Consider the following 20221-nt stretch of genomic DNA (forward strand, 5'->3'; position numbering starts at 1 on the left):
GCTGACGGGCATGATGCAGGCGATCCAGCAGCTCGACGAGCAGCTCGCCGGCGGCTGATCCCCGCTCCGCACGACTCGAGGGGCCGACCACGATGGTCGGCCCCTTCGTCGTGCTCGGCGCATGGCAGTCGCATGCGCCGTGGTCGATGGGCAGACCTCCCCATCGGCTCCGCGCGAGGCTCGCGCATAGCCTGAGCGCGACCGAGGAGGCGCTCGCGTGGCCCAGGACATCCGCATCTCGTACGGCGACCTGCGCGGAGCCGTCACGAACCTCGACCACGTCGCGGCCCAGCTCGCCGGGAGCGGCGACGCCGCCGAGGCCGCGGCGGCGGCCGTGGGCCACGAGGGCCTCGCGCAGCGGGTGCGCGAGTCGGCCGACTCGTGGGACGACGAGCGCGAGCGCTTCCGCGACGCGGCGGAGGGGCTCGCCCGCTCGATCGACGACATCATGCGGGCGTTCGTCGAGCTCGACGTGCGGCTCGCGAGGGACGGCCGGTGAGGCCTCAGGCGCTGCCGGGCGATGCGAGCGTCGTCGAGGGGCACGGCGCCGCCTACGTCGGCACGGCCGACGCCATCGTGGAGGCGATCGAGCGGCTGCGGGCGATCCGCGACGAGGACTCGACGATCGCGCAGGCCTTCGATCGCGTGCGCGACGTCGCGGGCGAGGTGAGCGAGCAGATCGCCCGCGCTCGATCCCGCTACGACGTCACGGGGCAGGCGCTCGTCGACTACGCCGCCGAGCTCGCTGCGGCGCAGGTCGCCGCCGACGACGCCGTCGAGCGGTGGGAGTCGGCCGACGCGGCAGCTGGCGAGGCCGAGGACGAGCTCGCGCGCATCGCCGCAGCGACCGCCGCAGACGCCGCGGGCGATCCCGTCGGCGACCAGGCGGCCGTGGTCGCGCTGCACGAGGCCGCCCGGCACGAGGCGTACGACGACTGGCTCGTCGCCGCCGATCGCAAGCGCGCCGCCGCCGAGGAGGCCGAGGCGCGCATCCGCGCAGAGGTCGAGGGCGACGACCTCGGCGACTCCTTCTGGGACGACCTGCGCGGCGGCATCGCCGACCTCTTCGACGCGATCGCCGACGCCATCGTCGCCGTCCTCGCCTGGATCGGCGCCGTCGTGCTCGTCGCGGTCGCCGTGCTCGTCGCCGCGGCGATCGCGATCGCGATGCTCGCGGTCGGCGGCATCGTCGCGCTGCTGGGCGGGCTCCTGCTCGCCGCGATCGCCATGCTCGTCGCGCACGGCGGGGCCGACGCGTTCGTGGCGACGCTGCTGCGCACGGGCGAGCTCGACGCCGCGCTCGTCGCGGGTGCCCTCGAGGCGCTGCGCACGGCGGCGCCGGGCGTGCTCGACTGGCTCATCGCGCAGGATGCGGGCGATCCGTCGCTGCGCTGGACGCAGGAGAGGACGGTGCGCAGCGACCTCGGCGCCGACGCGACCGCAGGCGACCTCCTCGCGGAGCTGCAGGCGGGCAACCGCGCCGTCGACGCCCTCGTCGGCGCCCCGCGCGGCTACGACTCGACGAACGCGACGATGGTCGCCGTGACGGCCGTCGTCGGCGCCGACGGCGTCGTGCGCTACCGCGTCGCCATCCCGAGCACGCAGCAGTGGACGACGGGCAGCGAGGGCATCAACGACGTCGCGAGCGACGCGAACGCGAAGCTCGGCACCGATCCGACGCAGCTCGAGCGGGCCGTGCGGCAGGCCATGGCGGATGCCGGGGTGCCCGAGGGCGCGAGCGTGCTGCTGTCGGGGTGGAGCCTCGGCGGCATCACGGCGGCGAACCTCGCCGCCGATGCGTCGTTCACGGCGACGTACGACGTCGACGCCGTCGTGGTGGCGGGCGCCGCCGTCGACGACGTGCCCGTGCCCACCCACATCCCCGTGCTGTCGGTCGAGCACGTCGGCGATCCCGTGCCGCTGCTCGAGGACCCGCGCGGCGGCTACCACCGCGACGACCCGAACCGCACGCGCGTCGCGGTCGACCCGCCCGCCGACGCACCGTTCGTGCCGCACGAGGGCGCCGCGTACGAGACGACGATGCAGCAGCAGGGCGACCTCGCGGGCTCGCCGGCGGAGGCGTTCGTCGAGCGCGCGGGCCTCGACCGCTACTTCGGCGGCGACGAGCAGCACCACTCGTCGGTGTTCCAGCGCGGCACGAGCGTCGTGCGATGAGCGTCGCGGGTCGGCACGAGCCGGTGGATCGCGCGGCCATCGAGGCGGCGCTCGTCGCGGTCGACGGCGTCGTCTCGGCCTCCGCGGCACCCGCCGCCGACGGAGCGCCGTGGCGCACGGCGCTCGTCGTGCACGTCGACCTCGACCCCGGGGTGGCCGACGAGCCCGGCCCGGCGGCTCGTGCCGTGCTCGCCGCGCTCGGCGCAGCAGGCCCGCGGATGCCGCGCGCGACCGTGACCTTCACGACGCATCGCCCGCACGAGGAGCGCCTCGACGCGCGCCGCGTCGCAGCGGCCGCCGGCGTCGAGGGGATCGGCGTCGTCAGCCGCAGGTCGATCGTCGTCGACGCGCCCGCCGTGCGGGGGCTGCTGCCGTGAGGCTAGAGCTGCCGCTGCCTGGCAGCTGGTACGCGCTGCCGCTCGGCGACCCCGACGCGCGTACGCGCATCCGCCGCTTCGCGCAGGACGTCCACGGCGCCGGCGACGCCCGCGCGCTCGACCGCATCCGGCTGCGCAGACGTCTGCACCTCGCGCTCGCGCACGCCGAGCGGGGGAGGGCCGAGCAGCTGCACCTCGGGCGGGCCCTCGAGGGCGGCGTGCCGCTGCCCGCCTCGATCGCCGTCTACCCGGGGATCGCCGTGAGCACCGCGGTGGATGCGACGCCGGGTGCCGTCATGGATGCGCTCGTGCCGCTCGTGCTGCGCGCGGCCCACGAGCCGCGCGGCGGGTCCGCCGTCCCGGGGCCCGACGATCGGGTGCTGCGCGCACCGCGATCCCTCGTCCTCCGCCGCCCCACGCTCGAACGGGTCGAGACGGGCGAGCTCGGTGCGCTGCCGACGCTGCGCATCGACTACTGGATCACGATGCCGGATGCGCGGCATGCGCGCCTCGTGCACGTCGTGGCACCCGCGACGCCCCACGCGGGTCTGCTGCAGTCGCTCTTCGACGAGATCGTCGTCGGTGCGCGGTGGCGGGCGGCGTCCGCCCTCGCGACGGAGCTGCGGGGCGCGCCGCCCGCATGACGACGGCGCGCCGCCCCGATGGGGCGACGCGCCGTCGTGGAGCCTCGGATCAGCCGAGGCCGGGGGTCGCGATGACGACGAGGAGGTCCTCGACGTTCTCGAAGCCCGCGGTGCCCTCGGTCAGGGCCGTGAGGCCCTGCGCGGCGATCGTCGCGTCGCCGACCGTGCCGACGACCGTGCCGCCCGCGTCGGTGAGCTGGCCGCCCGCGGCCGTGCCCTGCTCGACGAGCGCGGCGAGGGTGGCGGCGCCGCCCGAGAGCACGGCGTAGGAGGCCGACGTGCCCGCGGCCTCGAAGGTCGCGACGCACACGGTGGGCAGGCCGTCGACGACGCCGGCGGGGGCGAAGGTCGCGGATGCCTGCGAGAGAGCTGCCTCGGGGAAGTCGGTGCTCGAGATCGTCGAGAGCTGCTCGGCGGTGCACAGGCCGCCCTCCGCGCTCGCCTCGGTCTCCTCGGGTGCGTCCGACGTCGTGGGCTCGGCCGACTCCTCCGCCGCTGCCGTCTCGCTCGTCGTGGGCTCCTCGTCGGCGCCGCCGCTGCATGCGGCGAGGCCGAGCACGCCGACCATGGCGAGCGCGGCGACTGCGGATCCGCGCAGGGCGCGGGTGGTGATGGTGGGCATCATGCTCCTCGTTCGGGGTACGCGAGGAGCCTACGGTGGCCGCAGGCGGCGACGCTGGACGCGGGATGAGCGTCGGCGGGACGTCGTCGGCGCATCGCCTGGGGGCGCGATCGCCGCGGGCGAGCGGCGCGACCTTGACCCGTCCACGGGCCCGGCCGTATGCTTGCTTGGGTGTGCGTTCGCGCGCGCCCTGCGTCATGCGCAGGGAACGACGAGCGCCGCCAGGGAAAGTCGGGCACCCGCCCGAGCCCCCACGGCATATCCGTCCATGCGCGAGGCGACTCGCGCGTCCCGGATCACCGATGACGCCGGTCAGCCCGGCAGATCACATCGAAGCTGTCACCGTGCAGCAGAAGGAAGCACTCGTGCCCACCATCCAGCAGCTGGTCCGCAAGGGCCGGTCGCCGAAGGTCTCGAAGACCAAGGCGCCCGCGCTCAAGGCCAACCCGCAGCAGCGAGGCGTCTGCACTCGCGTCTACACGACCACCCCCAAGAAGCCGAACTCGGCTCTGCGCAAGGTCGCCCGCGTCAAGCTCTCCAACGGCACCGAGGTCACCGCCTACATCCCCGGCGAGGGCCACAACCTCCAGGAGCACTCGATGGTGCTCGTGCGTGGCGGTCGTGTGAAGGACCTCCCCGGCGTGCGCTACAAGATCGTGCGCGGCGCGCTCGACACGCAGGCCGTCAAGAACCGCAAGCAGGCTCGCAGCCGCTACGGCGCGAAGAAGGGCTGAGCACCATGCCTCGTAAGGGACCCGCCCCGAAGCGCCCCGTCGTCGCAGACCCCGTCTACGGCGCACCGATCGTCTCCCAGCTCGTCAACAAGATCCTCCTCGACGGCAAGAAGGGCCTGGCCGAGCGCATCGTCTACGGCGCGCTCGCCGGCGTCGGCGAGAAGTCGGGCCAGGAGCCCGTCGCAGTGCTCAAGAAGGCGCTCGACAACATCCGCCCGACCCTCGAGGTCAAGTCGCGCCGCGTCGGTGGCTCGACCTACCAGGTGCCCGTCGAGGTCAAGCCGCACCGCGCGAACACCCTCGCGCTGCGCTGGCTCGTCTCGTACGCAAAGGCTCGTCGCGAGAAGACGATGACCGAGCGCCTCATGAACGAGATCCTCGACGCCTCGAACAGCCTCGGTGCTGCCGTCAAGCGTCGCGAGGACACGCACAAGATGGCCGAGTCGAACAAGGCCTTCGCTCACTACCGCTGGTGAACACCCGGCCGCGAGGCGTCCCGACCGGGCGCCTCGCGGCCCCACCCGCCAATCCACTCCAGTAAGGAACCCCTGTGGCACAAGACGTGCTGACGGACCTCACGAAGGTCCGCAACATCGGCATCATGGCGCACATCGATGCCGGCAAGACGACGACCACCGAGCGCGTGCTCTTCTACACGGGCGTCAACCACAAGATCGGCGAGACGCACGACGGCGCCTCGACGACCGACTGGATGGAGCAGGAGAAGGAGCGCGGCATCACGATCACGTCTGCCGCCGTGACCTGCTTCTGGAACGGCACCCAGATCAACATCATCGACACGCCCGGCCACGTCGACTTCACCGTCGAGGTCGAGCGCTCGCTGCGCATCCTCGACGGCGCCGTCGCGGTGTTCGACGGCAAGGAGGGCGTCGAGCCCCAGTCCGAGACGGTGTGGCGTCAGGCCGACAAGTACAACGTCCCGCGCATCTGCTTCGTCAACAAGATGGACAAGCTCGGCGCCGACTTCTACTTCACGGTCGACACCATCGTGTCGCGCCTCGGCGCGCGCCCCCTCGTGCTGCAGCTCCCCATCGGCTCGGAGTCCGAGTTCGTCGGCGTCGTCGACCTGCTCTCGATGCAGGCCTTCGTGTGGCCCGGCGACTCCAAGGGCGACGTGACCATGGGCGCGAAGTACGAGATCCAGGAGATCCCGGCCGACCTCCAGGCGAAGGCCGAGGAGTACCGCGCATCGCTCGTCGAGGCCGTGGCCGAGGCGGACGACGCCCTCATGGAGAAGTTCTTCGAGGGCGAGGAGCTCTCGATCGCCGAGCTCCAGGCGGGCATCCGCAAGCTCACGATCGCCGGCGAGGCCTACCCCGTGCTCTGCGGCTCGGCCTTCAAGAACCGCGGCGTGCAGCCCATGCTCGACGCCGTCGTCGCCTACCTCCCGTCGCCGCTCGACGTGCCGCCGGTGCAGGGCCACGACGTCAAGGACCCCGAGCTCGTCATCGAGCGCCACGCCGACGCGACCGAGCCCTTCGCGGCGCTCGTCTCGAAGATCGCCGTGCACCCCTTCTTCGGTCGCCTGACGTACATCCGCGTCTACTCCGGTCACCTCGACCAGGGCGCCCAGGTCATCAACTCGACCAAGGGCAAGAAGGAGCGCATCGGCAAGATCTTCCAGATGCACGCCAACAAGGAGATCCCCGTCGACTCGGTCACGGCCGGCCACATCTACGCGGTCATCGGCCTGAAGGACACGACGACGGGCGACACCCTCTCCGACGCGCAGAACCAGGTCGTCCTCGAGTCGATGACGTTCCCGGCCCCGGTCATCGAGGTCGCGATCGAGCCCAAGACGAAGGCCGATCAGGAGAAGCTCGGCACGGCCATCCAGAAGCTCGCCGAGGAGGACCCGACCTTCCAGACCGAGCTGAACCCCGAGACGGGCCAGACCGTCATCAAGGGCATGGGCGAGCTGCACCTCGACATCCTCGTCGACCGCATGCGTCGCGAGTTCAAGGTCGAGGCCAACATCGGCAAGCCCCAGGTCGCGTACCGCGAGACCATCAAGGGCACGATCGAGAAGTTCGACTACACGCACAAGAAGCAGACGGGTGGCTCCGGCCAGTTCGCCAAGGTGCAGATCAAGCTCGAGCCCATCGAGGTCACCGCCGAGACGACGTACGAGTTCGAGAACGCCGTCACGGGTGGCCGCGTGCCGCGCGAGTACATCCCCTCGGTCGACGCGGGCATCCAGGACGCCATGCAGGTCGGCGTGCTCGCCGGCTTCCCGACCGTGGGCGTGAAGGCCTCGCTCCTCGACGGTGCGGCGCACGACGTCGACTCGTCGGAGATGGCGTTCAAGATCGCCGGCTCGATGGCGTACAAGGAGGCTGCCCGCAAGGCGCAGCCCGTGCTGCTCGAGCCGCTCATGGCCGTCGAGGTCCGTACGCCCGAGGAGTACATGGGCGACGTCATCGGCGACCTGAACTCGCGTCGTGGCCAGATCCAGTCCATGGAGGACGCGGCGGGCGTCAAGGTCGTCAAGGCCCAGGTGCCGCTGTCGGAGATGTTCGGCTACGTCGGCGACCTCCGCTCGAAGACCTCGGGTCGCGCCGTCTTCTCGATGGAGTTCTCGAGCTACGCCGAGGTCCCGAAGGCCGTCTCGGACGAGATCGTCCAGAAGGCCAAGGGCGAGTGAGCCCGGCCGGGTTCGGCCTCAGCGCCGAGCCCGGCTACCATAACTGCATACCCCAAGAACCGCATCGTCGCCGCGCGCGCCGAGCGACATCCAGAGAGACGTCCTAGGAGGACACAGTGGCCAAGGCCAAGTTCGAGCGGACCAAGCCGCACGTCAACATCGGAACGATCGGTCACGTCGACCACGGCAAGACCACGCTCACCGCCGCCATCTCCAAGGTGCTTGCCGACAAGTACCCCTCGGCGACCAACGTGCAGCGCGACTTCGCCTCGATCGACTCCGCTCCCGAGGAGCGCCAGCGCGGCATCACGATCAACATCTCGCACGTCGAGTACGAGACGCCGAAGCGCCACTACGCGCACGTCGACGCTCCCGGTCACGCCGACTACATCAAGAACATGATCACGGGCGCCGCGCAGATGGACGGCGCGATCCTCGTGGTCGCCGCGACCGACGGCCCCATGGCCCAGACGCGCGAGCACGTGCTGCTCGCCAAGCAGGTCGGCGTGCCGTACCTGCTCGTCGCGCTCAACAAGTCGGACATGGTCGACGACGAGGAGATCCTCGAGCTCGTCGAGCTCGAGGTCCGCGAGCTGCTGTCGTCGCAGGACTTCGACGGCGACAACGCTCCCGTCGTCCGCGTCTCGGGCCTCAAGGCTCTCGAGGGCGACGAGAAGTGGTCGCAGGCCGTCCTCGACCTCATGGAGGCCGTCGACGAGTCCATCCCGGACCCGGTCCGCGACAAGGACAAGCCCTTCCTCATGCCGATCGAGGACGTCTTCACGATCACCGGTCGTGGCACCGTCGTCACGGGTCGCGCGGAGCGCGGCACGCTCGGCATCAACTCCGAGGTCGAGATCGTCGGCATCCGCCCGACGCAGAAGACCACGGTCACGGGCATCGAGATGTTCCACAAGCAGCTCGACGAGGCATGGGCCGGCGAGAACTGCGGTCTCCTGCTCCGTGGCACGAAGCGCGAGGACGTCGAGCGCGGCCAGGTCGTCGTGAAGCCGGGCTCGGTCACGCCCCACACCAACTTCGAGGGCACGGCGTACATCCTGTCCAAGGACGAGGGTGGCCGTCACAACCCGTTCTTCACGAACTACCGCCCGCAGTTCTACTTCCGCACCACCGACGTCACCGGCGTCATCTCGCTGCCCGAGGGCACCGAGATGGTCATGCCCGGCGACACCACCGACATGGTCGTCGAGCTGATCCAGCCGATCGCCATGGAGGAGGGCCTCGGCTTCGCCATCCGCGAGGGTGGCCGCACGGTCGGCGCCGGCACGGTCACGAAGATCGTCAAGTAGTCGACGACTGCATCCGCGATCCTCGGATCGCACTCGGGAGGGGCTCCGCTTCGGCGGGGCCCCTTCCGCGTTCCCGGCACCGGTGCGGCGCCCGCGTCGTCGGTGCAGCGGGGTTCGGTTCGCCTTGGCCCGTGGTGCGATGCGAGGATGGCACCCGGCGCTCGCGCCCGCAGCCTTCCCTCACGATCGGAGCACCCCCATGCCCAAGGCCCTCATCACCGGCATCTCCGGCCAGGACGGCCTGTACCTCGCCGAGCTGCTGCTCGAGAAGGGCTACGACGTCACGGGCCTCATCCGTGGGCAGTTCAACCCCAAGGAGCCGCTCGTGCGGGCAGCGGTGCCCGACGTGCGCCTGCTGACGGGCGACCTCACCGATCCGCTCGCGCTCTCTCGCGTGCTCGACCAGGCGGAGCCGACCGAGATCTACAACCTCGGCGCGATCTCGTTCGTGGCGTACTCGTGGCAGAACGCGTCGATCACGAGCGACGTCACGGGCAAGGGCGTGCTCAACATGCTCGAGGCGACCCGCATCTACGCGGGCGACTCGAAGGACGTCCGGTTCTACCAGGCCTCGTCGTCGGAGATGTTCGGTCGCGTGCAGGAGGTGCCGCAGCGCGAGACCACGCTGCTGTGGCCCCGCTCTCCGTACGGCGTCGCGAAGGTCTTCGGGCACTACATGACGATCAACTACCGCGAGTCGTACGGCATGCACGCCTCGAGCGGCATCCTCTTCAACCACGAGTCGCCGCGCCGCGGGCCGGAGTTCGTCACGCGCAAGGTGTCGATCGCCGTCGCGCGCATCAAGCTCGGCCTGCAGGACAAGATCGTGATGGGCAACCTCGACGCGAAGCGCGACTGGGGCTTCGCAGGCGACTACGTCGACGCGATGTGGCGCATGCTGCAGCAGGACGTCGCAGACGACTACGTCGTCGCGACGGGCGAGACCCACTCGATCCGCGAGCTGCTCGACGTCGCCTTCCGCGCCGTCGACATCGAGGACTGGGAGCCCTACGTCGAGCAGAGCCCCGAGTTCATGCGCCCCGCGGAGGTCGACCTGCTGATCGGCGACCCGGCGAAGGCGAAGGCCGAGCTCGGCTGGGAGCCGAAGGTCGGCTTCGAGCAGCTCGTGCAGATGATGGTCGAGCACGACCTGCGCGAGCAGCGCGCGCATGTCCGCTGAGCGGGTCTTCGTCACGGGTGCGTCGGGGCAGGACGGCGGGCTGCTCGTCGCCCGCCTGCTCGCCGACGGCGCGGAGGTCGTCGCGCTGGTGCGCGCCGAGGACGAGGGTGCGCAGCGGCTGACGGAGGCGGGCGTCGAGATCGTCGTCGGCGACCTCGCCGACCTCGAGGGCCTCGCGGACGCCGTCGACGCGGCCTCGCCGTCGCTCGTCGTGAACCTCGGCGGCATCTCGTCGGTCGCCGAGTCGTGGCGCTCTCCGGCCCGCACGGGTCTCGTCTCGGGCGCGGCCGTGGCGGCGATCGTCGAGGGCGCGTGGCGCGTCGAGGCGCGCACGGGCTCGGCCCCGCGGCTCGTGCAGGCATCGTCGTCCGAGATCTTCGGCGACGCGCCCACGACGCCGCAGACGGAGGCGACCCCCATCGCGCCCGTGTCGCCGTACGGCGCGGCGAAGGCGTACGCCCACCGCATCGTGCAGCTCGCGCGCGCCCGCGGCATGCACGCGTCGAACGCCATCCTCTACAACCACGAGTCGCCCGCCCGACCCATGTCGTTCGTGACGCGCAAGATCACCCACGGCGTGGCCCGCATCGCGGCCGGCGTCGACGACGGCCTCGCGCTCGGCAACCTCGACGCGCGCCGCGACTGGGGATGGGCGCCCGACTACGTCGACGCCATGCTGCGGATGGCGCGAGCCGACGTGGCCGGCGACTGGATCGTCGCGACGGGCGAGGCGCGCACGGTGCGCGACTTCGTCGGCGCCGCCTTCGCGGCAGCCGGCGTCGAGGACTGGGAGGACCTCGTGACGGTCGATCCGCGCTTCGTGCGACCCGCCGACGTCGCGACGATGGTGGGCGACGCCTCCCGTCTGCGTGCCGAGCTGGGATGGGCGCCGACGGTCGCGTTCGACGACGTCGTCGCCGCCATGGTGCACCACGACGTCGCGATCATCGGGGCACAGGCCGCGCAGCACGACGGCTAGGCTGGTCGACCGTGGTGGACATCATCGACTTCGAGCTGCAGACGACGACCATCGAGGGCCTCGCGCTCGTGCGGATGAAGCAGATCACCGACGACCGCGGCACCGTGCGCGAGTTCTACCGGGCATCCGCGTTCGAGGAGGCCGGCTACGCGCTGCCCGCCTTCCAGCAGGTGAACGTCACCGAGACGAAGCCCGGCGGCATGCGCGGCATGCACGGCGAGTCGATGGTGAAGCTCATCGCGATCGCCCATGGCACCGCCTACGGCGCGTGGGTCGACACCCGACCCGGCTCGCCCACGCGCGGCGCCGTCTTCCAGACCGACCTGCAGCCCGGCACGCAGATCCTCGTGCCCGAGGGCGTCTGCAACGGCTTCCAGTCGACCGGCGACACGCCGACGCAGTACGTCTACTGCTTCACGAGCGAGTGGGTGCCCGGCATGGCTGGCGTCGCCATCACGCCGCTCGACCCCGACCTCGGCATCCTCTGGCCCATCGAGCCCGACCGCGACGACCGCTCGATCATCAGCCAGAAGGACCTCGACGCGCCGACGCTCGCGGAGGTGCTCGCCGCCGCATGATGGGCACGGCGACCGCCGTCGGCGCCGCGTCCACACGGACGCGGCGTCTCGACGTCCAGGGGCTGCGCGCGGTCGCGTCCCTGCTCGTCGCGAGCTACCACATCTGGGTCGGCTCGGTCTCGGGCGGGGTCGACGCGTTCTTCGTGCTCGGCGGCTACCTGCTGGTCTCGAGCCTCGTGGGCGAGGTCGAGCGCAGCGGGCGGCTCGACCTCGCGGATGCGCTGCGTCGCCAGGCGACGCGGCTGCTGCCGACGATGGGCGTCGTGCTCGTCGTCGCGGCGGTGCTGGCGTTCGTCGTGCGCCCGGCGATCCTCGCGCGCGAGGTCGGCCTCGACCTGCTCGCGGCCGCCGGCTTCTGGGAGAACTGGCGGCTGTTCGACGCCGCGACCGACTACGTGCAGGCCGGTCAGGAGCGCTCGATCGTGCAGCACTTCTGGGCCATGGGCGTGCAGGGGCAGTGGACGCTCGCGGCGATCCTCGTGGTCGCGGGCCTCGCGGCGCTGCTGGGTGCGCGTGCCCGCACCGAGATCCGGCGCGTGCTCGCGATCGTGCTCGCCGTGGTCGTCGTCGCGTCGTTCGCCGTCGCCGTCATGCGCGTCGCCGACGACCCCGTGCGCACGTACTACGACACGGTGGCGCGTGCGTGGGAGCTCGGCCTCGGCGGGCTCGCGGCGCTCGTCGCCGCCCGCGTCCGCATGCCCGGGCGCCTGCGCGCCGTCCTGCTGACGCTCGGCATCGTCGCGTTGCTGGCGAGCGGCCCTCTGGCGTCGGGCGGCGACCACCCCGGCCTGCCCACGCTGCTGCCCGTGCTCGCGACGGTCGCCGTGCTCGTCGCGGGCGCGTCGGATGCCTCGACGGGGCCCATCGGGCGCGTGCTCGCCTCACGACCGCTCGTCGCCCTCGGTGGCGTGTCGTTCGGCGTCTTCCTGTGGCACTGGCCGCTGCTGTGGCTCGTCGTCGAGCTCGGCGGCGATCGCAGCCGCACCGTCGGCGTGCTCGAGGGCCTCGGCATCATCGGTGGCGCGATCCTCCTCGCGGTCGCGACGCGTCGTCTCCTGCGCGCGCTCGCGAGCGTCCGTCGCACCTCGCCGCCGTGGACCGCCGCTGCCGTGCCGCTCGCCGCCGTCGTCGGGCTCGTGGCCGTCGTCGCCTCGCCCGTGCCGCAGGCGCCGGTGGTGCAGGAGGGCGAGGCGGGTGCGCCGGCATCGAGCGCCGCCTCGTTCGAGGATCGCGTGCGCGCGGCGGTGCAGGAGCCGGAGGGGCTCGCCGACGGCTTCCACTTCGGCGACGCCGCCCGCAACCCCGAGTGGATCGTCGACGGCTGCGGCACGGTCGGCGAGGAGAACCTCGACGCCTGCCGGTACGGCGATGCCGTCGACGAGGTGTGGCTCGTCGGGGACTCGCAGGCGGTGACGTGGGCGCCCGCCGTGCGGTGGGCCGTCGGCGACGACGCCGCCGTGCAGCTGCTCGGGGCGGAGTCGTGCGCGTTCGCGGCGCGAGAGGCCCTCGAGGGGCAGCTCGGTGCGGCGGCGGCCGAGCGCTGCGCCGACCACAACGCCTGGGTGCTCGGTCTCGCGGCCGAGCGCGACCCGTCGCTCGTCGTCGTCTCGCTCGGTGCGTGGTGGGCGGGCCCCGGCTTCGAGCACCTGCCCGACGACGCGATGGAGCGGCTCGCGGCATCCGTCGGCGAGCACGTGGCGGCGCTCGTCGCCCTCGACATCCCCGTGCTGCTGCTCGACTCCCCGCCTCCCGTCGAGGGGCTCGCCGAATGCGAGGCGTCGCTCGCCGTCGGCATCGTCGACCGGTGCTCGTCGCCGCTCGACGACGAGCAGGCGGAGCGCGCCGTGCTGCTCGCCGACGCGGTCGTCGATGCGGGCGGTGCGGCGCCGCCGACGCTCGGGTGGTTCTGCGCCGTGGAGGCCGCCGTCTGCCCGTTCATCGTCGAGGGGGTGCCGGCGTGGGCCGACGAGCGGCACATGACGTGGGCGCAGTCGGAGGTGCTCCGTGGGCTCGTGGCGCACGAGATCGACGTGCTCGTGGAGCTCGGCGGCCCTCGATCCGAGCCCCGGTAGCGTCGACGCCGTGCCCGCCATCGCGCTCGACGCATCCATCGCCGACGACGTCGTCGCCTTCCTCGAGGAGCACCTGGCCGACATGCGCAGCGTGTCGCCGCCGGAGTCGGTGCATGCGCTCGACGTCGAGGCGCTGCGGGCGCCCGGCATGCGACTGTGGGTGCTCCGCGACGACGCGGAGGTGCTGGGCACCGTCGCGCTCGCGCCCATCGACGCCGGCCACGTCGAGCTGAAGTCGATGCGCGTGTCGGGTGCGCGTCGCGGGGCTGGCCTCGGTGCGCTGCTGCTGCAGCACGCGCTCGCCGAGGCCGCAGCCGGCGGGGCTGCTCGCGTGAGCCTCGAGACGGGCGCCGAGCCCTACTTCGCTCCCGCTCGGGCGCTCTACCTGCGCACCGGCTTCGTCGAATGCGCGCCCTTCGGCTCGTACGCGCCGGATCCGAACAGCGTCTTCATGACGCGCGCCGTCTGACGCGCGCGGCTTCGCGCACGGGCTGAGGCCGGAGGCGAGGGTGCGCGCGTCGAGATCCAAGAGCTCGTCGCGAGGCGGCCGACGCGGCGCGGGAGCGTGACGCGCACCCTACGCGCCCGCGCCCCCGACGTGCTGGGGGCGACGCGCGGCGAGCCGAGCGCTCAGCGCTGCGGCGACGTCGACCACGAGCGTCTGCAGCGCACCCCACGCGTCCGCGTCGTCCGCGTCGTCGAGCCGCACCGTGACGCCGACCCCCGCGACGGGGTCGCCCACGGCGTCGCGAGCCGCTGCGGCGACCGAGCCGTACGCCGGGTCGACGTCGCCGCGCTCGAGCGCCCAGCCCCGTGCGCGCACGTCGGCGAGCATGCGCGCGAGCGCGGCGCGCGTCGCCGGCTCGCCGCCGGCGAGGTCGGCGTCGTGCGGCACGAGCGCACGCACCTGGGCGTCGTCGAGGGCGGCGAGCAGCGCACGCCCCGTCGCGGTGCGCACGGCGGGCAGGCGGACGCCGACGCTCGAGACCGTCGTGGGGGAGCGGCGGGCCGAGCCGCGACCCGCGTAGCGCACGTCGACGCCGGACAGCACCGCGAGATGCGCGGTGGCAGGCACGGGGGATGCGCGCACGAGCCGGTCGAGGAGCGGCTGGCCGAGGCGCTCGATCCTCGTCGCCGCGTCGACGCGCGAGCCGATGCGCGCGACGCGGGCGCTCGGCCCCCAGGCGCCGAGCTCGGGGTAGTGCACGAGGAAGCCCTCGTCGCGCATGACCGCGAGCAGGTCGTAGGTCGTGGAGCGGGGGATGCCGAGGTCGCGTGCGATCGTCTGCGCGCGCACGGGTCCGAGGTGCTCGGCGAGCAGCGCGAGCACGCGGAGGGCGTGGCGTGCTGCGGGCATGCGCGGCGTCGGCATCGCCACCTCCCTGCAGTCCGAGATCTCGGACACCAGCATCGCAGACGCCGATGCGCGGCGACCCCGTCGCGGCTGAGATGGACGCATGGTCGAGATCGTCATCGGGGCAGCGCCCCTCTCCATCGCCGACGTCGTCGCCGTCGCACGGCGCGGCGGCCGCGTGCGCATCCACCCCGACGCGCTGCGAGCCGTCGCGCAGACGCGCGTGCTCGTCGACGCGCTCGCCGACGACACGAGCCCGCACTACGGCATCTCCACCGGCTTCGGCGCCCTCGCGACGACCGCCATCGCGCCCGCCGACCGCACGCGGCTGCAGCAGTCGCTCATCCGCTCGCACGCCGCCTCCTCCGGCCCGGCCGTCGAGGACGAGGTCGTGCGCGCCCTCATGCTCCTGCGACTGCGCACGCTCGCGACGGGTCGCACGGGCGTGCGCCCCGTCGTGGTGGAGACGTACGCGGCGCTGCTCGACGCCGGCATCCACCCCGTCATCGGCGAGCACGGCTCGCTCGGCTGCTCGGGCGACCTCGCGCCCCTGTCGCACGTCGCCCTCGCGCTCATGGGCGAGGGGCAGGTGCGCGTCGACGGCGTCGTGCAGCCCGCGGCCGATGCGCTCGCCGCCGCGGGCATCGCCCCCGTCGTCCTCGCCGAGAAGGAGGGCCTCGCGCTCGTGAACGGCACCGACGGCATGCTCGGCATGCTGTGCCTGGCCCTCGACGACCTCGCCCGCCTGCTCGACACCGCCGACCTCGCCGCCGCCATGAGCGTGGAGGGCCTGCTCGGCACCGACGCGCCCTTCGCCGCCGACCTGCAGGCGCTGCGACCCCACGCGGGACAGGCGGCGAGCGCCCGGCGCATCCGCGGGCTCCTCGCGGGCAGCCCCATCGTCGCGAGCCACGCAGGACCCGAGGACACGCGCGTGCAGGACGCGTACTCGCTGCGCTGCGCGCCGCAGGTGCACGGCACCGCGCGCGACACCGCCGACCACGCCGCCCGCGTCGCCGACGTCGAGCTCGTGTCGGCCATCGACAACCCGGTCGTGACGCGCGACGGTCGCATCGTCTCGAACGGCAACTTCCATGGCGCGCCCATCGCGGCGGTGCTCGACTTCCTCGCGATCGTCGTCGCCGACGTCGCGTCGATGAGCGAGCGCCGAACCGACCGCTTCCTCGACCCCGCGCGCAGCCACGGCCTGCCGCCGTTCCTCGCCGCCGAGCCCGGCGTCGACTCCGGCCTCATGATCGCGCAGTACACGCAGGCGGGCATCGTCTCCGAGCTGAAGCGCCTCGCGGCGCCCGCATCGGTCGACTCGATCCCCTCGAGCGCGATGCAGGAGGATCACGTGTCGATGGGATGGGGTGCGGCACGCAAGCTGCGCCGCGCGATCGACGGGCTCGAGCAGGTGCTCGCCATCGAGGTCATGACGGCGGCGCGCGGCATCGACCTGCGCGAGCCCGACGCGGGCGAGCGCACGGGCGCGGTCGTCGCCGCCGTCCGCGAGCACGTGCCGGGCGCGGGCCCCGACCGGTTCCTCGCACCCGACATCGCGGCGGTGCGTGCGCTCGTCGCCTCCGGCGCGCTGCTCGCCGCAGCGAGCATCCACGACCTCGATCACGAATCCGCGTCGGCTCCCGTCGACGCCCAGGGAAGGAGCGACCGATGACCGGTCCCACCACGAGCGGGCCGAGGCCCGTGCGCGCGTTCCGCGGCACCGAGCTGCACACGAAGGGGTGGCAGCAGGAGGCGGTGCTGCGCATGCTGCAGAACAACCTCGACCCCGAGGTCGCCGAGCATCCCGACGCGCTCGTCGTCTACGGCGGCACGGGCAAGGCCGCCCGGTCGTGGGAGGCGTTCGACGCGATCGTGCGCACGCTCGAGACCCTGGGGGACGACGAGACGCTGCTCGTGCAGTCGGGCAAGCCCGTCGGCGTGCTGCGCACCCACGAGCGGGCGCCGCGCGTGCTCATCGCCAACTCGAACCTCGTCGGGGAGTGGGCGACGTGGCCCGAGCTACGCCGCCTCGAGGCGGCCGGTCTCATGATGTACGGCCAGATGACGGCGGGCTCGTGGATCTACATCGGCACGCAGGGCATCCTGCAGGGCACGTACGAGACGTTCGGTGCCGTCGCGCGGGCGCTCGGCCGCGACTCGCTCGCTGGCACCATCACGCTCACCGCGGGCCTCGGCGGCATGGGTGGCGCGCAGCCGCTCGCCGTGACGATGCAGGGCGGCGTCGCGATCTGCGTCGAGGTCGACGCGTCGCGCATCGCCCGCCGCATCGAGCACCGCTACCTCGACGAGCGGGCCGAGTCGGTCGAGGATGCGCTCGAGCGCGCCGTGCGGGCGCGCGACGAGGGCCGGGCGCTGTCGATCGGCGTGCTCGGCAACGCGGCGGAGGTCGTGCCGCAGCTGCTCGCGATGGGTGCGCCCATCGACGTCGTCACCGATCAGACGAGCGCGCACGATCCGCTCGCCTACCTGCCGACCGAGGTGGCCTTCGAGGACTGGGATGCGGCGCGCGAACGCGACCCCGAGGCCTTCGTCGTGGCGGCGCGCGCGTCGATGGCGCGCCACGTGGAGGCGATGGTCGGCTTCCAGGACGCGGGCGCCGAGGTGTTCGACTACGGCAACTCGCTGCGCGCGGAGGCTCGTGAGGGCGGGTACGAGCGGGCGTTCGACTTCCCGGGCTTCGTGCCCGCCTACATCCGTCCGCTGTTCGCGGTCGGCAAGGGGCCGTTCCGCTGGGTGGCGCTGTCGGGCGACCCGGCGGACATCGCGGCGACCGACCGCGCGATCCTCGAGCTCTTCGGCGACGACCCGCAGCTGCGGCGCTGGATCGAGCTCGCGGGCGAGCGCGTCGCCTACCAGGGGCTGCCGGCGCGCATCTGCTGGCTCGGGGCCGAGCAGCGGCACCTCGCGGGGCTGCGCTTCAACGAGATGGTCGCGTCGGGCGAGCTGTCCGCGCCCATCGTCATCGGCCGCGACCACCTCGACGCCGGATCGGTCGCGAGCCCCTACCGCGAGACGGAGGCCATGAAGGACGGCTCGGATGCCATCGCCGACTGGCCGCTGCTCAACGCGCTCACGGCGACGGCCTCGGGCGCGAGCTGGGTGTCGATCCATCACGGCGGCGGCGTCGGCATGGGGCGCTCGATCCACGCGGGACAGGTGACGGTGGCAGACGGCACGCCGCTCGCGGCGGAGCGCCTCGAGGCCGTGCTGCGCAACGATCCCGCGATGGGCGTGCTGCGCCACGCGGATGCGGGCTACGAGGAGGCCGACGACTTCGCCGCCGAGCACGGCATCCGCATCCCCATGCGGGAGTCGTGATGCCCTCGACCCTCGTCACGGGCATCGCGGAGCTCACGACGCACGACGACGCCCACGAGGGCGGCCGGCTCGCGGATGCGGCGGTCGTGCTCGAGGGCGGGGTCGTCGCCTGGGTCGGGCGGGCGTCGGATGCGCCCGCGGCCGATGCGCGCGTCGACGTCGAGGGCCGCGCGGCGCTGCCCGGCTGGGTCGACGCCCACACGCACCTCGTGTTCGCGGGCGACCGCGGTGCGGAGTTCGAGGCGCGCATGGCGGGGGAGGCCTATGCGGCCGGCGGCATCGCGACGACGGTGGCGGCGACGCGCGCCGCGACCGACGCCGAGCTGCAGCGGGGCTACGACGGGCTCGTCGCCGAGATGCTGCGCGGCGGCACCACGGCGTTCGAGACGAAGACGGGCTACGGGCTCACGGTGGCCGACGAGGCGCGCTCGGCGCGCATCGCGGCGACGCGCGCCGATGCCGTCACGTTCCTCGGCGCGCATCTCGTGCCGGACGACCGGGATGTCGACGGCTACGTCGACGAGGTCGTGGGGCCGATGCTCGCCGCCGTGCGGCCGCACGTCGATGCGATCGACGTGTTCTGCGAGCGCGGCGCCTTCGACGAGGCGCAGTCGCGGCGGGTGCTGGAGGCGGGGCGCGCTGCAGGGCTCGCGCTGCGCGTGCACGGCAACCAGCTGGGTCCGGGGCCTGGCGTGCGGCTCGCCGTCGAGCTGGGTGCGGCGAGCGTCGACCACGTGGGATTCGCGTCCGACGAGGAGGTCGCGCTGCTCGCGGGCTCGTGGGCGGATGGCGGGCGCGGCACGGTCGCGACGCTGCTGCCCGCGTGCGACCTGTCGACGCGCATGCCGCTCGCCCCGGCCCGCGCCCTCGTCGACGCGGGCGCCGTCGTCGCGATCGCGTCGAACGCCAACCCGGGCACGTCGTACACGACGTCGATGGCGTTCTGCGTGGCGACGGCCGTGCTGCAGCAGCGACTGACGATCGCGGAGGCGGTGCGTGCGGCGACGCTCGGCGGTGCGGTGGCGCTCGGCCGCGACGAGCCGGGCCCCCGCGGCCCCGACCTCGGTCGCATCCGCGTGGGCGCCCGCGCCGACCTCCACGTGCTCGACGCCCCGTCGGTCGCGCACCTCGCGTACCGGCCGGGCGTGCCCCTCACGCATGCGGTGTGGCGGGCGGGGGAGCGCGTCGTCTGACGCCGTCTCCTCGCGCGCGTCAGCGGTCGCGCTCTGCGAGGCCGGCGAGCGCCTCGAGCACGCACAGGGCCGTGAGGCGCACGGTGCGCCCGTCGGCGGCGTCGGCGGTGGCGTCGACCTCGGTGAGGTCGATGGAGCGCACGCGCGGGTCGCGGGCGAGCACGCGCACGAGCGAGCGCAGCCGCCATGCCGAGATGCCGCCTGGCACGGAGGCGGGGCACCCGGGTGCGGCGGCGCGGTCGACGACGTCGACGTCGACGTCGACGTGGATGGGGCCGCCGAGTCCGCCGGCGATGGTGAGCGCGCGTGCTGCGACGGCTGCGACGGGCTCCTCCTCGACGGCGGCGCGCGTCTCGACCGCGATGCCGAGCTCGGCGGCGCGCTGCGCGTAGCGCTGCGAGTTCGCGAAGTCCTGGATGCCCACCTGCACGATGCGGGTGCCCTGCAGCCCGGCCTCGACGAGGCGGCGCACGGGTGAGCCGTTGGAGCGTCCGTCGCGCAGGTCGTGGTGCGCGTCGAGGGTGACGAGGCCGGCGCCCGTGGGGTCGGCGCCCGCACCCCGCCACGCGCCGAGCGCTGCGGGCACCGTCGCGGCGTTGTCGCCGCCGAGCACGATCGTCAGCCGCGACAGGGCCGTGGCGCGGGCGACGAGGTCGGCGGCGGCGTCCTCGTCGGCGTCGGGGTCGATGGCGTCGCCGGCGTCGGCGATGCGCAGCGCGTCGAGGTCGGCACCGTCGGCGTGGGCGGCGAAGCGCGCGAGCGCCTGGCGCACCGCGAGCGGCGTCGCGTGCGCGCCGGTGGGGCTGATGCTCGTGGCGTGGGTGCCGACGCCGACGATCACGGCGTCGACGGGCTCGTCGGCGAGGTCGGGCCACCCGCCCGCGCGGGGCCACAGGGGGTCGACGTGCATCGCGTCGCGCTGCATGCGTGCACTCGCTCGGGCGTCGTCGCTCACGCTCCCCACGCTACCCACCCCCTCCGCCCCCTCCGCCC

19 protein-coding genes are annotated in these 20221 nt (G+C 73.3%); 16 read left to right on the top strand and 3 right to left on the bottom strand.

The window, feature by feature from the left end:
* Nucleotides 1-217 precede the first annotated feature (217 nt).
* Genes ACFQPP_RS11565 through ACFQPP_RS11580 form a run of 4 tightly spaced genes read left to right on the top strand, consistent with a single transcriptional unit; the run spans nt 218 to nt 3196 of the window.
* Nucleotides 218-499, top strand: a complete 282-nt coding sequence (locus ACFQPP_RS11565; protein ID WP_376916795.1) for a hypothetical protein — start codon at nt 218-220, stop codon at nt 497-499.
* Nucleotides 496-2175, top strand: coding sequence for a hypothetical protein (locus ACFQPP_RS11570; RefSeq protein ID WP_376916796.1), 1680 nt, complete (start codon nt 496-498; stop codon nt 2173-2175). The genes ACFQPP_RS11565 and ACFQPP_RS11570 overlap by 4 nt, the downstream gene beginning before the upstream one ends.
* Nucleotides 2172-2552 (top strand): hypothetical protein, encoded by a 381-nt coding sequence (locus ACFQPP_RS11575; RefSeq protein WP_376916797.1) that lies wholly within the window; start codon nt 2172-2174, stop codon nt 2550-2552. The genes ACFQPP_RS11570 and ACFQPP_RS11575 overlap by 4 nt, the downstream gene beginning before the upstream one ends.
* Nucleotides 2549-3196 carry a hypothetical protein gene (locus tag ACFQPP_RS11580; protein WP_376916798.1) on the top strand — a complete coding sequence of 216 codons (648 nt, stop codon included), beginning with the start codon at nt 2549-2551 and terminating at the stop codon, nt 3194-3196. The genes ACFQPP_RS11575 and ACFQPP_RS11580 overlap by 4 nt, the downstream gene beginning before the upstream one ends.
* Before the next feature lie 49 nt (nt 3197-3245).
* Here the strand turns inward: ACFQPP_RS11580 and ACFQPP_RS11585 are convergent, their stop codons facing one another.
* Nucleotides 3246-3818: a hypothetical protein gene (locus ACFQPP_RS11585; protein ID WP_376916799.1), complete on the bottom strand. Its 573-nt coding sequence runs from the start codon at nt 3816-3818 to the stop codon at nt 3246-3248.
* 365 nt (nt 3819-4183) lie between these two features.
* Between ACFQPP_RS11585 and rpsL the strand changes: the two genes are divergently transcribed.
* The 9 genes from rpsL (at nt 4184) to ACFQPP_RS11630 (ending at nt 13805) form a co-directional block, all read left to right on the top strand.
* Nucleotides 4184-4552 carry a 30S ribosomal protein S12 gene (rpsL, locus tag ACFQPP_RS11590; protein WP_376916800.1) on the top strand — a complete coding sequence of 123 codons (369 nt, stop codon included), beginning with the start codon at nt 4184-4186 and terminating at the stop codon, nt 4550-4552.
* 5 nt (nt 4553-4557) lie between these two features.
* Nucleotides 4558-5028 (top strand): 30S ribosomal protein S7, encoded by a 471-nt coding sequence (gene rpsG, locus ACFQPP_RS11595; RefSeq protein ID WP_137756636.1) that lies wholly within the window; start codon nt 4558-4560, stop codon nt 5026-5028.
* Nucleotides 5029-5102: 74 nt separating this feature from the next.
* On the top strand, nt 5103-7217 hold the full coding sequence (fusA, locus tag ACFQPP_RS11600; protein WP_376916801.1) for an elongation factor G: 2115 nt from the start codon (nt 5103-5105) through the stop codon (nt 7215-7217).
* 116 nt (nt 7218-7333) lie between these two features.
* Nucleotides 7334-8527 (top strand): elongation factor Tu, encoded by a 1194-nt coding sequence (gene tuf, locus ACFQPP_RS11605; protein ID WP_376916802.1) that lies wholly within the window; start codon nt 7334-7336, stop codon nt 8525-8527.
* A gap of 199 nt (nt 8528-8726) precedes the next feature.
* Complete coding sequence (locus ACFQPP_RS11610; RefSeq protein WP_376916803.1) at nt 8727-9707, top strand: GDP-mannose 4,6-dehydratase; 981 nt, start codon at nt 8727-8729, stop codon at nt 9705-9707.
* Nucleotides 9697-10686: a GDP-mannose 4,6-dehydratase gene (locus ACFQPP_RS11615; protein WP_376916804.1), complete on the top strand. Its 990-nt coding sequence runs from the start codon at nt 9697-9699 to the stop codon at nt 10684-10686. Before ACFQPP_RS11610 ends, ACFQPP_RS11615 begins: the two co-directional genes overlap by 11 nt.
* Nucleotides 10687-10697: 11 nt before the next feature.
* Nucleotides 10698-11264 carry a dTDP-4-dehydrorhamnose 3,5-epimerase family protein gene (locus tag ACFQPP_RS11620; protein ID WP_376916805.1) on the top strand — a complete coding sequence of 189 codons (567 nt, stop codon included), beginning with the start codon at nt 10698-10700 and terminating at the stop codon, nt 11262-11264.
* The gene (locus ACFQPP_RS11625; protein ID WP_376916806.1) at nt 11261-13336 is read left to right on the top strand and encodes an acyltransferase family protein; all 2076 of its coding nucleotides are present in this window, start codon (nt 11261-11263) and stop codon (nt 13334-13336) included. Before ACFQPP_RS11620 ends, ACFQPP_RS11625 begins: the two co-directional genes overlap by 4 nt.
* 10 nt (nt 13337-13346) lie before the next feature.
* Complete coding sequence (locus ACFQPP_RS11630) at nt 13347-13805, top strand: GNAT family N-acetyltransferase (RefSeq protein WP_376916807.1); 459 nt, start codon at nt 13347-13349, stop codon at nt 13803-13805.
* A 108-nt stretch (nt 13806-13913) separates the two neighbouring features.
* Here the strand turns inward: ACFQPP_RS11630 and ACFQPP_RS11635 are convergent, their stop codons facing one another.
* Nucleotides 13914-14708: an IclR family transcriptional regulator gene (locus tag ACFQPP_RS11635; RefSeq protein WP_376916808.1), complete on the bottom strand. Its 795-nt coding sequence runs from the start codon at nt 14706-14708 to the stop codon at nt 13914-13916.
* An 85-nt stretch (nt 14709-14793) separates the two neighbouring features.
* Here ACFQPP_RS11635 and hutH point away from each other — a divergent pair, with 85 nt between their 5' ends.
* From hutH to hutI, 3 genes are read left to right on the top strand one after another with little or no spacing between them, the layout of a single operon-like run.
* Nucleotides 14794-16368, top strand: a complete 1575-nt coding sequence (hutH, locus tag ACFQPP_RS11640; protein WP_376916809.1) for a histidine ammonia-lyase — start codon at nt 14794-14796, stop codon at nt 16366-16368.
* On the top strand, nt 16365-18035 hold the full coding sequence (gene hutU, locus ACFQPP_RS11645) for a urocanate hydratase (RefSeq protein WP_376916810.1): 1671 nt from the start codon (nt 16365-16367) through the stop codon (nt 18033-18035). The genes hutH and hutU overlap by 4 nt, the downstream gene beginning before the upstream one ends.
* Nucleotides 18035-19228: an imidazolonepropionase gene (gene hutI / locus ACFQPP_RS11650; RefSeq protein ID WP_376916811.1), complete on the top strand. Its 1194-nt coding sequence runs from the start codon at nt 18035-18037 to the stop codon at nt 19226-19228. The genes hutU and hutI overlap by 1 nt, the downstream gene beginning before the upstream one ends.
* 19 nt (nt 19229-19247) lie before the next feature.
* Here the strand turns inward: hutI and ACFQPP_RS11655 are convergent, their stop codons facing one another.
* Nucleotides 19248-20153, bottom strand: coding sequence for an arginase family protein (locus tag ACFQPP_RS11655; protein ID WP_376916812.1), 906 nt, complete (start codon nt 20151-20153; stop codon nt 19248-19250).
* Nucleotides 20154-20221 lie beyond the last annotated feature (68 nt).

The organism is Agrococcus sp. GCM10030265 (assembly GCF_042666675.1).
In the GTDB taxonomy this organism is placed as follows: domain Bacteria; phylum Actinomycetota; class Actinomycetes; order Actinomycetales; family Microbacteriaceae; genus Agrococcus.